The sequence below is a fragment of the Cellulosimicrobium cellulans genome, from assembly GCF_016907755.1.
Lineage (GTDB): Bacteria > Actinomycetota > Actinomycetes > Actinomycetales > Cellulomonadaceae > Cellulosimicrobium > Cellulosimicrobium cellulans_D.
On sequence record NZ_JAFBCN010000001.1, the window covers coordinates 1,518,125 to 1,533,089 of the forward strand.

5 protein-coding genes are annotated in these 14,965 nt (G+C 72.1%); all 5 read left to right on the forward strand.

From position 1 onward, the window contains the following. Positions 1-11: 11 nt before the first annotated feature. Positions 12-2,429, forward strand: coding sequence for a family 43 glycosylhydrolase (locus JOE63_RS06485; protein WP_204540077.1), 2,418 nt, complete (start codon positions 12-14; stop codon positions 2,427-2,429). 321 nt (positions 2,430-2,750) lie between these two features. Continuing rightward, the gene (locus tag JOE63_RS20920) at positions 2,751-7,688 is read left to right on the forward strand and encodes a family 43 glycosylhydrolase (protein WP_239576642.1); all 4,938 of its coding nucleotides are present in this window, start codon (positions 2,751-2,753) and stop codon (positions 7,686-7,688) included. A gap of 116 nt (positions 7,689-7,804) precedes the next feature. After that, positions 7,805-10,390 (forward strand): immunoglobulin-like domain-containing protein, encoded by a 2,586-nt coding sequence (locus tag JOE63_RS06510; RefSeq protein WP_204540079.1) that lies wholly within the window; start codon positions 7,805-7,807, stop codon positions 10,388-10,390. Positions 10,391-10,604: 214 nt separating this feature from the next. Next, positions 10,605-12,854, forward strand: coding sequence for a glycoside hydrolase family 127 protein (locus JOE63_RS06515; RefSeq protein WP_204540082.1), 2,250 nt, complete (start codon positions 10,605-10,607; stop codon positions 12,852-12,854). Next, the gene (locus JOE63_RS06520) at positions 12,851-14,869 is read left to right on the forward strand and encodes an Ig-like domain-containing protein (protein ID WP_204540084.1); all 2,019 of its coding nucleotides are present in this window, start codon (positions 12,851-12,853) and stop codon (positions 14,867-14,869) included. The genes JOE63_RS06515 and JOE63_RS06520 overlap by 4 nt, the downstream gene beginning before the upstream one ends. Positions 14,870-14,965: the final 96 nt, after the last annotated feature.

The following is a 14,965-nucleotide window of genomic DNA, read 5'->3' on the forward strand; positions in this document are numbered from 1 at the left end:
GAGGAGGATCCATGGACACGCACCACCGCAGACGACGTCGCCTGCGCGGCGCCGTCGCCGGGGCCGCGCTCGCGACGCTGCTCTCCGCGTCGCTCGCCGCGCTGCCGTCGTACGCCGCGGACGAGGAGCTGGTCGTCAACGGCGGCTTCGAGGACGGCACGACCGGCTGGTTCGTCAACAACGGCAACGCGACCGACAAGGCCGTGCTGTCGACCACCGACCAGGCGTTCGCGGGCGAGGCCGCAGCCCTGACCACCGCGCGCGCGACGACCGGCTCCGGTCCGATGCAGGACCTCAGCGGCAAGGTTCGCGCGGGCGAGACGTACGAGCTGACCGCGAAGATCCGGTACGACGACGCCGCGGCCCCGGCCACCAAGCAGTTCTTCGCCACGATGCACTACGGCGGCGGGACGTACACGAACCTGGTGAGCGTCACCGCGACCAAGGGCCAGTGGGCGACGCTCGACGGCCGGTTCACGATCCCGGCCGACCAGAACGTCGGCACCGCGCGGCTGTTCTTCGAGACGCCGTGGACGAGCAACCCGTCCGCCGACCCGGCGACGCACCTCATGGACTTCGTGCTCGACGACGTCTCCGTCGTCGGCGCGCCCCCGCCCGGGCCGCCCTCGAAGACGATCGAGGTGCTCGGCAAGCTGCCCGGCGAGCACAACCCGCTCATCTCCCACAAGTTCGGGGCCGACGGGTTCGGGTTCGTCGAGGACGGCCGCGTGTACATGTACATGACGAACGACACCCAGGGCTACGCGCCCGACCCGGTGACGGGCGTCTCGCCGCAGATCAACTACGGCAGCATCAACCAGATCACGCTCATCTCGTCCGAGGACCTCGTGAACTGGACGGACCACGGCGAGATCCAGGTCGCGGGGCCGCAGGGCGTCGCGCCCTTCACGAACAACTCGTGGGCGCCGGGCATGGCGAAGAAGACGGTCGACGGCGTCGACAAGTACTTCCTCTACTACGCCAACGGCGGCGGGTCGTCGAACGTCATCACGGGCGCCTCGCCGCTCGGGCCGTGGACGAGCGAGCGCGACAGCACGCTCATCGACGGGCGCACCCCGGGCGCCGAGGCCGTGGCCTGGAAGTTCGACCCGGCGCCGCTCGTCACCGACGACGGCGCGTACCTCTACTTCGGCGGGGGCCCGGCGTCGACGTCGATGCCCGCGGCGGAGCGGTTCAACAACCCGAAGAACATCCGCGTCATCGAGCTCGGCGACGACATGGTCTCGACGAAGGGCACGGCAGCCGTCGTGGACGCGCCCGTGGCGTTCGAGGCGGCGCAGGTCTTCGAGCGCGAGGGCAAGTACTACCTGTCGTACTCGTCGCACTTCGGCGGCAACGACTTCGGCGGCAACCAGGCCACGCTCCCGGGGTACCCGGGCGGAGGGCAGATCGGCTACATGATCTCCGACGACCCGATGTCGTTCCCCAAGGAGACGTACGCCGGCGTGATGTTCCCGAACCAGTCGCAGTTCTTCGGTGCGGGCACGGGTGGCAACAACCACCAGTCGGTGTTCGAGCTGGACGGCAAGTACTACTTCACGTACCACGCGCCCACGCTCAACAAGCGCATCAACGGCAGCACCACGCAGGGCTACCGCAGCCCGCACATCCAGGAGCTGACGTTCAACGCGGACGGCACGGTCCAGCAGGTCGTGGGCGACTACGCGGGCGTGGACCAGGTCAAGGACCTCGACCCGTTCCAGGTGCTCGAGGCGGAGACCTTCGCGTGGCAGCAGGGGCTCACCACGGCGAAGGTCGACGGCGGCTCGGCGCAGTTCGGCACCCAGGCGCCGAACCTCGTCGTCCGCGACGTCGACGCCGGCGACTGGTCGGCGCTGTCGTCGGTCGACTTCGGCGACGGTGCCGCGAGCGTCACGGCGCGCGTCAGGCCGCTCGTCGAGGGCGCGACGGTCGAGGTGCGCCTCGACGACCGCGAGGGTGCCGTCGTCGGCACGCTCGACCTCGACACCCCGGTGGGCGAGTGGGCGGACGTGACCGCCGCCCTCGAGGGCGTGAGCGGCGTCCACGACGTGTACTTCACGTTCGCCGGCCCCGCGGGCGTCGACCTCGTCGAGGTGGACACGTGGGAGTTCGCGGCCGACGCCGCAGGCCCGGCCGTCGAGCTCGACGTGACCGCGTCCGCACGCTGCCTCGCGGGCAAGGCCTACGTGGCGGTGCGCGCGACGAACCTGGGCGACGTCGCGGCCGACGTCGAGCTCGCCACCCCGTTCGGCACGCGCGTCGTGGCCGACGTCGCTCCGGGCGCGAACGCGTACCAGTCGTTCGCGGCGCGGTCCACGTCGCTCGCGGCCGGGGTCGCGACCGTCACGGGCACGGCGCCGGTCGACGGCGCCGACGTCAGCACGCCGTACGAGGTCGCGTTCGACGCGCTCGCCTGCGGGGGCTGAGGACGGACGGGCGCACGTCGCGCCCGGACGTCCCGTGAGCGGGCCGGCGTCGCGGACGCCGGCCCGCTCTGGCGCTGGATTGCCCGCGTGCGTCGAGTGATGCGTTTCCGTTCGAGTGATGCGCGTCTACGCGCATCACTCGAACGGAAACGCATCGTTCGCCCCGGACAGCTCCCCGGACGAAACTCGATAACGGTTTCGGCGGAGTTGATCGCCTCCGACCCTCGCCATGTTTGCGCTCACATGTTAGCGTTCACACGCGCGTCCGACGGCGGACCTGCGACCGGCGCTGTCGCCGGGCACGACGACGAGGAGTCACCGATGACCTCACGCCACGAACCACCCCCGACGCTCGCGGAGCCCCGCGCCCGACGCCGACGCCGCTCGCTCGCGGCGCTCCTCGGGCTCGCGCTGGTCGCACCGCTCGCGCCCGTGGGCGCGGCGGCCGCCGGCCCGATGCCCGCGGCACCCGCGCCGGTCCCGGCCGCGGCCGAGCCGAGCGCGGAGGGGCTCCGGCTCTGGCTCCCGCTCGACGAGACCGCCGGTACTGTCGCGCACGACGCGTCCGGCAACGGGATGGACGGGACCCTCACGGGCTCCGGCGGCGGCTGGCAGCCCGGTCAGGGCCTGACCTTCGGCGGGTCGAACCACGTCGACCTCCCCGACGACCTCCTGGCCGGGTACGACGCCGTGACGGTGAGCGCCGACGTGTGGGTCGACGCGTCGCTGAGCGGCAACTACTTCTTCTACACCCTCGGCAACCCGGCGGTCGGCAGCCCGCAGTCGGGGAACGGCTACCTGTTCTCGACGGGCAACGCGAACTACCGCGCGACGATCTCCGACCTCGCGTGGGGCCGCGAGCAGAACACCGCCAAGGCGCCCGCGGGCGCGCTCCAGCGCGGAGTCTGGAAGACGATCACGTACACCCTCGGCGGCGGCACCGCGCGGCTGTACGAGGACGGCACCCAGGTCGGGCAGAACACGGCCGTGACCATCACACCCGGCGCGATCGGTGGCGGCACGACGACCGCGAACGCGCTCGGCAGGTCGGCCTACGCCGCCGACAACCTCTTCAAGGGCCGCATGAAGGACTTCCGGCTCTACGACCGCGCTCTCACCGCGCAGGAGGTCGCCGACGTCGCGGCGGCCTCCGCGCAGGACGCCGTCGCGGCCGACGCCGCCGCGCTCGACCTCGGCGACACGACCGCCGTCGTCACCGACCTCGCGCTCCCCGCGAAGGGCGTCGGCGGCTCGGCGGTGACCTGGGCGAGCTCCGACGAGGCCGTCGTCTCCGCGAGCGGCGCGGTCACGCGCCCCGCAGGCGACGAGCCGGCGACCGCGACGCTCACCGCCACGGTGGCGCTGCGCGGAGCGACCGAGACCCGCGCGTTCGACGTCACGGTCCTGCCGGGCGACGGCGACCAGGCCAAGGCCGACGCCGCGGCCGCCGCGCTCGAGGTGACGAACCTCGACGACGTGCGCGGCAACCTGACCCTGCCCACCGCGGGGCTGCACGGCGCGAGCGTGGCGTGGGCGACGTCGTCGGGCACGATCAGCCCGACGGGCGAGGTCACGCGCCCCGCGCACGGCGAGGACGCCGAGACCGTGACGCTCACGGCGACGGTGACCGTGGGCGCGGCCTCCGCCACGCGCGAGCTCGCGGCGCACGTCCCCGCGCTGCCCGCGCAGGAGGACCTCGCGGGCTACCTCTTCTCGTACTTCGTCGGCGAGGGCACGGCGACGGGCGAGCAGGTCTACTTCGGGCTGAGCCAGGGCAACGACCCGCTGAAGTACCAGAACCTCAACGACAACCAGCCGGTGCTGACGTCGGAGCTGGGGGAGAAGGGCCTGCGGGACCCGTTCATCATCCGCTCGCCCGAGGGCGACAAGTTCTACCAGATCGCGACCGACCTCAAGATCTACGGCAACGGGAACTGGGACGCGTCCCAGCGCACGGGCTCGAAGTCGATCATGGTGTGGGAGTCCACGGACCTCGTGACCTGGACCGACCAGCGCCTCGTCCAGGTCTCGCCCGACACCGCGGGCAACACGTGGGCGCCGGAGGCGTACTACGACGAGACCATCGGGGCGTACGTCGTGTTCTGGGCCTCGAAGCTCTACGCGGAGGACGACCCGGGCCACACCGGCAACACCTACAACCGCATGATGTACGCCACGACGCGCGACTTCGTGACGTTCAGCGAGGCGCAGGTGTGGGTCGACCCGGGCTACTCGGTCATCGACTCGACCGTGACGCAGCACGACGGCCAGTACTACCGCTTCACCAAGGACGAGCGGAACAACACGTCGTCCACGCCGTGCTCCAAGTTCATCCTCGGCGAGAAGTCGGCCGAGCTGCGCTCGACGGACTACGAGTTCATCACCGACTGCATCGGCAAGGCGAACTCGCTCGGCGGCGGGATCAACCAGGGCGAGGGCCCGACGATCTTCAAGTCCAACACCGAGGAGAAGTGGTACCTCTTCATCGACGAGTTCGGCGGCCGCGGCTACGTGCCGTTCGAGTCGACCTCGCTCGACGCGGCCGAGTGGACCATGTCCACCGACTACCAGATGCCGTCGCGCCCGCGCCACGGCACGGTGCTCCCGGTGACGCAGGCCGAGTACGACCGCCTGCTGAGCACCTACCAGCCCGACGCGTTCGTCGAGTCCGTCGACGACGTCGCGGTCACGGTGCAGACGGGCTCCACGCCCCTGCTGCCCGCCACCGTCACCGCCCACTACGCCGACGGGTCGACCGGCCCGGCCGACGTCACGTGGGACGCGGTCGACCCGGCGTCGTACGCGCAGGCCGGCTCGTTCGAGGTCGCCGGCACGCTGGGCGGCGGGGTGAGCGTCCGCGCCCGCGCGGTCGTCACCGTGACCGACGACGTCGTCCCTGTCGAGGGCCTGAGCGTCACCCCCGAGTCGCTCGAGGTGGGCGTCGGCGGCGCGCGGCAGCTCACCGCCACCGTCACGCCCGCCAACGCGACGGCGCGCGCGATCACGTGGGCGTCGGACGACGCGGACGTCGCCACGGTCTCGGCCGACGGCGTCGTCACGGGCGTCGGCGAGGGCCACGCGCTCGTCACGGCGACGACCGCGGACGGATCGCACACCGCGTACGTCGCGGTCGAGGTGACCACGGAGATCCCGGGCCTCGTCGTGCGGTACGCGTTCGACGAGACGAGCGGCACGGCGGCGGCGAACACCGCGCCCGGGTCCGCGTTCGGCCCGGCGACGCTCGCCAACGGCGCGGCGTTCTCGGGCACCGGGGAGGGCGTCCGGCTCGACGGGACGGACGACTACGTCGACCTGCCCGACCACCTGCTCTCCGGGCTCACCGACGTCACGGTCGGGCTCGACGTCAAGGTCGCGACGGACCAGGCGACGCCGTACTTCATCTACGGCCTGGGCAACACGAGCGGCACGGCGGGGAACGGGTACCTGTTCACCACGGGCAACGCGTACCGCACGTCGATCGCGACGGGGAACTGGACGACCGAGCAGACGGTCACCAAGAACGCGAACCTGCAGCGCGGGGTGTGGAAGCACCTCACGTACACGCTGTCCGGCACGACGGCCGTGCTCTACGAGGACGGCGTCGAGGTGGGCCGCCAGACGGGCGTCACCACCGACCCGCAGGACATCGGCAACGGCTCGACGCTCGCCAACTACATCGGCCGCTCGCTCTACTCGGGCGACCGCTACCTCAAGGGCTCCGTGCGCGACTTCCGGGTCTACGACCGCGCGCTCACGGCGGACGAGGTCTACCAGGTCGGCGCGGACCACACGGCGGTCACCGGGGCGGAGCTCGACGCGCTCAAGGTGCCCGCGATCGTCGACGGCGCGAGCTCGACCGTCACCCTCCCCGTCGTGCCGGGCACGGACGTCTCGGCGCTCGCGCCGGTGCTCACCGTGTCGCCGCGCGCGACGGTGACGCCCGCCAACGGCTCGGTGCAGGACTTCACGCAGCCCGTGGAGTACACCGTCACCGGGCCCGACGGGTCGTCGCGCACGTGGACCGTGCAGGCGAAGCAGATGGGCAGCCCCGTGCTGCCGGGGAAGTACGCCGACCCGAACATCGCGCAGTTCGGCGACACGTTCTACCTCTACGCCACGACCGACGGCACGCCGGGCTGGGGCGGCAAGGACTTCTACGTCTGGAAGTCGACCGACCTCGTGACGTGGGAGCGCTCGGAGCAGCCGTTCCTCACGCTCGACGGCGCGGACGGGAACGTCCCGTGGGCGACCGGCAACGCGTGGGCGCCCACGATCATCGAGCGGGACGGGAAGTACTACTTCTACTTCTCCGGCCACAACCCGACGTACAACCGGAAGACGATCGGCGTCGCGGTGGCCGACAGCCCCGAGGGCCCGTTCACCGCGCAGCCGACGGCGATGATCACGAACGGCGAGGCGGTCACCTCGGGACAGGCCATCGACCCGGCGGCCTTCCGTGACCCGGAGACCGGGAAGTACTGGCTCCTGTGGGGCAACGGCGGGCCGTCGAACGGGCCGGTCATGGCGGAGCTGAACGACGACATGACGTCGATCAAGCAGGACACGCTGCGGCGCATCCCCGGCCTGACCGACTTCCGCGAGGGCCTGTTCCTCAACTACCGGGACGGGACGTACCACCTCACGTACTCGATCGACGACACGGGGTCGGAGAACTACCGCGTCGGCTACGCGACGTCGGACAGCATCGACGGACCGTGGACGTACCGCGGCGTGATCCTCGAGAAGGACGTCTCGCAGGGCATCCTCGGGACGGGGCACAGCTCGATCCTCCACGTCGAGGGCACGGACGACTGGTACATCGCGTACCACCGGTTCGCGATCCCCGGCGGCAACGGGACGAACCGCGAGACGACGATCGACCGCCTCACGTTCGGCGAGGACGGCCTCATCCAGAAGGTCGTGCCGACGCTCGAGAGCGTGGACCCGGTCGACGTCTCGCCCGCCCCGGTGGTCGAGCTGACCGTCGAGGCCACCCCGCGGTGCCTCGCGGGCAAGGTCTACGTCGCGGTCCGGGCGACGAACGCGGGCGACGTGCCCGCCGACGTCACCCTCACGACCCCGTACGGCACGAAGACGTTCGCGGGCGTGGGCCCGGGGGCGAACGCGTACCAGTCGTTCGCGACCCGCGCGACGTCGGTCGAGGCCGGCACGGTGACCGTCACCGGCACGGCGACGCTCGACGGCACCCCGGCCACGACGACGTACGACGTCGCGTACGCCGCGCACACCTGCGGCTGACCCCACCCCGCCGAGGTAGAGCCGCACGTCGCGAGGTAGAGCTCTCGGAGCTCTACCTCGCGACCGCAGGTTCTATCTCGCGAGCACGATCTGCATCTCGACGAGGAGAGGAACCCATGGACCTGACACACCGAGCACGCTCGACGCTCGCCGCCGGGCTGGTGGGGGCGCTCGCCGTCTCCACGGCCGTCGCGGCCGTCGCGGCCGTCGCGGCGCCCGCCGCGGCGGACGTCGGCGGCCCCACCGACGACGGGCTCGTCGCGTGGTACCCGCTCGACGCCGCGAGCACGACCGGCGGCACGACGGCGAACCGCGCCGAGGGGTCGGCGTTCGGCCCGGCCACGCTGGTGGGCGGCACGGCGACCGCCGACGGCACGACGCTCGACGGCACGGACGACTACGTCGACCTGCCCGACCACCTGCTCGCCGGGCTCACCGACGCCACGGTGAGCCTCGACGTGCTCGTGAGCCAGGACCAGGGCACGCCGTACTTCGTGTACGGGCTCGGGAACACGAGCGGGTCGAACGGCAACGGGTACCTGTTCACGACCGGCAACGCCTACCGGACCTCGATCGCCACCGGGAGCTGGACCACCGAGCAGACCGTCACCAAGGGCGCGAACCTCCAGCGCGGCGTCTGGAAGACCCTCACCTACACGCTCACCGGCACGACCGCGACGCTCTACGAGGACGGCGTGCAGGTCAAGCAGGCCACGAACGTCACGACCGACCCCGGCCAGATCGGCGGCGGGCAGACGACGGCGAACTACGTCGGCCGCTCGCTCTACTCCGGCGACCGCTACCTCAAGGGCCAGGTGCGCGACTTCCGCCTCTACGACCGTGCGCTGAGCGCGGCCGAGGCGGGCGAGCTCGCGGCCCGGACCTCCACGGCCGCCGCGGACGCCGACCTCGCCGCGCTCGACCTCGGCGACACGAGCGCCGTGACCGGGAACCTCGTGCTGCCCACGACCGGCGCCCAGGGCTCGCTCGTCACGTGGACGTCGTCCGACGCGGCCGTCGTCTCGACGTCCGGCGCGGTCACCCGGCCCGCCGCGGGCGCGGACGACGCGACGGTCACGCTCACCGCGCTCGTCACGCGCGGCGCCGTCGCCCGCACCGCGACGTTCGACGTCACGGTCCTGGCCCACCTCGCGCCCGCCGACGCGGTCGCGTGGGACGCGAGCCACGCCGTCGTGCCGCACCTCGACGACGTGCGCGGCAACCTCACGCTGCCCGTGGACGGCGCCAACGGCTCGGCGCTCACGTGGCAGAGCTCCGACCCCGCGACCGTCTCGGCCACCGGCGAGGTGACGCGGCCCGCGCACGGTGAGCCGGCCGCCGTCGTGCGGCTCACCGTGACCGCGACCAAGGAGGGCGCGACCGCGACGCACACGTACGACGCCACGGTCCGCCCGCTGCCCGCGGAGGCCGACTACGAGGGCTACTTCTTCCCGTACTTCGAGGGCGAGAGCACCGCGGACGGCGAGTCGGTGTACTTCAGCGCGAGCAACGGGAACGACCCGCTCGACTGGGTCGAGCTCAACGACGGCGAGCCGGTGCTCACGTCGACGCTCGGCGAGAAGGGTCTGCGCGACCCCTTCATCATCCGCTCGCCCGAGGGCGACCGTTTCTTCCTCCTCGCGACCGACCTGCGCATCTACGGCGGCAACAACTTCGGCAACGCGCAGGAGCGCGGGTCGCGTGCGCTGATGATCTGGGAGTCGACCGACCTCGTGCACTGGTCCGAGCAGCGCTCGGTCACGGTGTCGAGCGCGTACGCGGGCAACACGTGGGCGCCCGAGGCGTTCTGGGACGCGCAGCGCGGGGAGTACATCGTCTACTGGGCCTCGGCGCTCTACCCGACCACCTCGACCGACGGGCGCCAGATCTCCACGAGCTACCAGCGCATGATGTACGCCACGACGCGCGACTTCGTGACGTTCTCCGAGCCGCAGGTGTGGATCGACGAGAAGCGCGGCAACGGGCTCGGGATGATCGACTCGTCGATCGTCGAGCACGACGGCACGTACTACCGGTTCACCAAGGACGAGGCGTACATGATCCCGCGCCTCGAGAAGTCGACGGACCTGCGCTCGACCGACTGGGACCTGGTCGCGGAGAAGATCGGCTACGGCCAGCCCAACCCGTGGGGCGGCACGCTCACCGCGGGCGAGGGGCCGACCGTCTTCAAGTCGAACACCGAGGAGAAGTGGTACCTCTTCGTCGACCAGCCGAGCTACCACGGCGGCCAGGGCTACCTGCCGCTCGAGTCCACCGACCTCGACTCGGGAGTGTGGACGTCGGTCGACGCCCACCTGCCGAGCAGCCCGCGCCACGGCACGGTGCTGCCGATCACGGCCGCCGAGCACGCCGCGCTGCTCGCGGCCTACGGCGAGCAGCCCCCGGCGCCGGAGCTCGACCTCGCGGTCGAGGCGACGTCGCGCTGCCTCGCCGGCAAGGCGTACGTCGCGGTCCGCGCGACCAACGGCGAGGACGTCCCCGTCACCGTGACGCTCGCGACGCCGTACGGCGAGAAGACCGTCGCCGACGTCGCGCCGGGCAAGAACGCGTACCAGTCGTTCGCGGCGCGCGCGACGACGGTCTCGGCCGGGACCGTCACGGTGACCGGCGTCGCGACCCTCGACGGGAAGGAGGTGACGACCACGCGCGAGGCGCAGGTCGACGCGCTCGACTGCGCCTGACACCCGCGAGGTCGCACCCCGCCGAGGAAGAGAGGCGAGGTACCGCGAGGGAGGGGCGTGGTCACGACCACGCCTCTCCCTCGACGGACCAGAGCTCTCCCTCGGCGACGTGGCGGCCGGGCGGAACCAGCACGAGCGTCGGACGCGGGGCTTCCCTCCTTGCCGCCGACGACGCTTCCACCACTCGACGACGAGTGAGAAGGAGCGACAGCTCATGCACGTGCACGACTCCAGATATTCGCGGCGGGCCGTCCTGCGGCTCGGGGCGCTGGCCGCCGGGGCGACCGGCGCCGTCGCGCTCGCGGGCGGCGGCAGCGCGCTCGCCGCGCCGCCGGTCCCGGCACTGACGGTCCCGAGCGGACCGCCCGTCAGCCGGGCCTTCCTGCGGTCCCTCGACCGCTCGGTGACCTTCGACGGCTGGGCCGCCGAGCCGTTCCCGATGTCCGACGTGACGCTCGCCCCGAGCGTCGCGACGCGCTCGCAGGACCAGATCCTGCACCTCGCGCGCGAGTACCCCGTGGACCGCGTCCTCGCGGTGTTCCGGCGCAACGCCGGGCTCGACACCAAGGGCGCGTCCGCGCCCGGCGGCTGGGAGGGCTTCGGCCACGCCAACGAGCAGCCGTGGGGCCCCGACGACTACCCGGGCCGCGCGAACACCCAGACCGCGAACCTCCTGCGGGGGCACTACGGCGGGCACTTCCTGTCCATGGTGTCGCTCGCGTACGCGAGCACGGGCGAGACGGTGTTCCGCGACAAGGTGGACCATCTCGTCGAGGGTCTGGCGGAGGTCCAGACGGCGCTCGCGGCCATGGGCCGGTTCAGCCACCCCGGCTTCCTCGCGGCGTACGGCGAGTGGCAGTTCAGCCAGCTCGAGAAGTACGCGCCGTACGGCGAGATCTGGGCGCCGTACTACACGTGCCACAAGATCATGGCGGGACTCCTCGAGGCGTACCGCCTCGCGGGCAGCGACCAGGCGCTCGAGCTCGCGTCCTCGATGGCGGCGTGGGTGCACAGCCGTCTGTCGGTCCTGCCGCAGGCGCAGCTCGACCGGATGTGGGGCATCTACATCGCGGGCGAGTACGGCGGCATGAACGAGGTGCTGGCCGACATCGCGTCGATCACGGGCGACGACACGTACGTCGCCACCGCGAAGCTGTTCGACCTCAACACGCTCGTGGACGCGAGCGCCGCGGGCACGGACACGCTCAACGGCAAGCACGCGAACCAGCACATCCCGCAGTTCCCGGGGTACCTCAAGGTCTACGACCTCACGGGCGAGGAGCGGTACCTCCGCGCCGTCGAGGGCTTCTGGGGCATGGTCGTGCCCGGGCGCACGTACGCGCACGGCGGTCACGGCGAGGGCGAGCTGTTCGGCCCGCCGAACACGGTCGCGGGCGACATCGGCGCGCGCAACGCCGAGACGTGCGGCACGTACAACATGCTCAAGCTCTCGCGGCTCCTGTACTTCCACTCGCTCGACCCGAAGTACATGGAGTACTACGAGCGCGGGCTGCTCAACCACGTCGTCGGCTCGAAGAAGAACTCGCAGTCCACGACGAGCCCCGACGTCACGTACATGTACGGCGTCAACCCGGGCACGCGCCGCGAGTACGGCAACACGGGCACGTGCTGCGGCGGCACCGGGCTCGAGAACCACGTGAAGTACCGCGACTCGGTCTACTTCCGGTCGGTCGACGGCGAGGTGCTCTACGTCAACCTCTACCTCGCCTCCACCCTGACGTGGGCGGAGAAGGGCTTCGAGGTCGTGCAGGAGACGCAGTACCCGAAGGTAGGGGCGACCCGCCTCACGGTGAACGGCTCCGGGCAGCTCGACCTGCGCCTGCGCGTGCCCGGCTGGGTGCGCAAGGGCTTCACGGTGACGGTCAACGGCGTGGAGCAGGACCTCGACGCGGTCCCGGGGACGTACGCGAGCGTGTCGCGCTCGTGGTCGCCCGGCGACGTCGTCGACGTGACGATGCCGCTGAGCATCCGCGCCGTGCCGACGATCGACAACCCCGCGATCCAGAGCATCGAGAACGGGCCGACGGTCCTCCTCGCGCGCAGCGCGTCGCGCGAGTACCTCAAGTTGTCCCTCTACGCCCACATGGGCCTCGACGGCACGCTCGAGGGCGCGTTCACGGACACCGGGAACGGGTACTTCCGCCTCGGGGACCTCACGTTCGAGCCCGCGTGGTCGGGCGACGACACGCAGTACCACATGTACGTCGAGCGCTCCGAGCCGCGCGTCGTCTTCGCGGGGCTCGACAGCGGCGTCGCCAACGCCGCCCGGCCCAACGGGACGACGTTCCTCGACGTCGTGTGGGGCGACGGCGGGTTCGCCGACCGCGCCGCCTTCCTCCAGAAGGTCCAGCGCACCGTCGAGCAGTTCACCGCGGACGGCCTCCTGAGCCGCCGCGACGGTCAGAAGGTCCTGGTCACGGCGGGGAAGGCGAGGCTGGCATGAGCGCGCGCACTCACTCATCGCGGGGCGCGGGCTCGGCCGTGCTCATCCCGCTCGGGCACGAGCCGGGGACACCCCGGGCCCGACGGCGCGTGGTCGCCACCGCGACCGTCCTCGCCCTGGCCCTCACGGGCGCGGGCGTCGGGGCGTGGGCCGCGACCTCGGGCACCGGGGACGAGGTCCTGGCGGCGGCCGACGAGGCGCCGTCGAACGTGGCGCTGCTCGGCACGCCCGAGGCGAGCTACACGGCGTCGTGGAACAAGGTCGAGGCCGTGAACGACGGCGCGGGCGTGAGCACCGGGGGAGCGCACGACGCGACCTGGGCGACGTGGAGCGGGGACCGACCCGCGACGCAGTGGCTCGAGTACTCGTGGCCCGCACCGGTCACGGTGGACCGTTCCGTCGTCCGGTTCTGGTCCGACGGCATCGACGCGAACGGCGACAACGTGCGCGTCCCGGCGTCGTGGAAGCTCCAGTACTGGGACGCGGACACCGGCGCGTTCGTCGACGTCCCGAACCCGAGCGGCTACCCGACCGAGCGCCTCACGACCAACGAGACGACCTTCGACGCGGTGACGACGACGCGCCTGCGCGCGACGTTCGACGCGCTGCGGGGCACCACGGCGGCGACGTACTCGGGCGTCGGGGTGTCGGAGTGGGAGGTCTGGGGCACGGGTGGCGTCGAGGAGCCGGAGCCGGTCGACCCGAACGGACCGATCGACTACTCGCCGGTCCACGTCCCGACCGACGTCGGCGTCCTGCCCGACCTGCCGGCGGAGATCGACGCGATCTTCACCGACGGCCGCGTGGAGACCGTCGCCGTGGACTGGGAGGACGTGACGCCCGACGACGTCGCCGCCGCGGGGGCGTTCGAGGTCACCGGGACGTCGGACGAGCTCGTCGAGCCGGTGAGCGGCACGGTGCACGTGCGCGACGGCGAGCCGGGCGCGATCACGGCCGTCGACAACGTGAGCGTCGTGACGCTCGCGGGCACGGCCCCGGCGCTCCCCGCGACCGTCACGGCCGAGTACGAGGACGCGTCCAAGGACAGCCGCATCCCCGTGACGTGGGACGCCGTGGACCCGGCCGACTACGCCGAGCCGGACGGGCTGTTCTTCGTCGACGGGGACGTCGAGGGGACGGACGTGCCGGCCGAGGCCGTCGTGTTCGTCATCGCGCCGGACACCGGCGAGGACACGACACCGCCCACGGTGACCGTCACGGCCCAGCCCGGCGCGGCGACGTCGGGCTGGTACGTCCAGCACCCGACCGTCACGGTCGTGGCGTCCGACAACCGCGACCCGGCCCCGGCGGTCGAGGTCTCGGTCGACGGCGGCGCGTGGACCGCGTACGACGGACCGTTCGCGGTCGACGAGGACGGGGTGCGCACCGTCGAGGCGCGCGCCACGGACGCGGCGGGCAACGTCGGCACGGGTTCGCGCGAGCTCCGCGTGGACACGGTCGCGCCCGCGACGGTCGCGACGCTGCGCGAGGTCGGCAGCAGCGTCGAGATCACCCTCGCGGCCACCGACGCGGGCTCGGGCGTGGACAAGGTGCAGTGGGAGGGCCCCGGCACGTTCTGGGGCACGTACACGGAGCCGTTCACGCGCGCGCTCACCGACGAGCCGCAGGTCATCGAGTTCGCCGCGACCGACGCGGCGGGCAACGAGGAGGTGCGCCAGCAGGTCGTGCTGCCCGCGCTCGGCGACGAGCCGGAGCTCGCGCTGGACGTCGAGGTGTCGCCCCGTTGCCTCGCCGGCAAGGCGTACGTCGCCGTGCGCGTCACGAACGGCGAGGACGTCCCGGTGTCGGTGTCGCTCGCCACGCCGTACGGCGAGAGGGCGTTCGCGGACGTGGCGCCCGGCAGGAACGCCTACCAGTCGTTCGCGACGCGCGCGACGTCGGCCCCGGCCGGCACCGCGACCGTCACGGGGACCACCACGGTCGACGGCCCCGACGGACCCCAGGAGGTGACCGCCACGGTCGACGCGCCGTTCGTCGCGCTCGACTGCGGCTGACCCGTCGCCCCACCTCGCCGAGGTAGAGCCCCGGTGCCGCGAGGTAGAGGTGCGGTCGTGACCACGCCTCTACCTCGCCACGGTGGGTGACCACAG

Coding starts and splice junctions, on each gene's coding strand:
- JOE63_RS06515 (WP_204540082.1), top strand. CDS start 10,605: ATGCACGTGCACGACTCCAGATATTCGCGGCGGGCCGTCCTGCGGCTC.
- JOE63_RS06510 (WP_204540079.1), top strand. CDS start 7,805: ATGGACCTGACACACCGAGCACGCTCGACGCTCGCCGCCGGGCTGGTG.
- JOE63_RS06485 (WP_204540077.1), top strand. CDS start 12: ATGGACACGCACCACCGCAGACGACGTCGCCTGCGCGGCGCCGTCGCC.
- JOE63_RS06520 (WP_204540084.1), top strand. CDS start 12,851: ATGAGCGCGCGCACTCACTCATCGCGGGGCGCGGGCTCGGCCGTGCTC.
- JOE63_RS20920 (WP_239576642.1), top strand. CDS start 2,751: ATGACCTCACGCCACGAACCACCCCCGACGCTCGCGGAGCCCCGCGCC.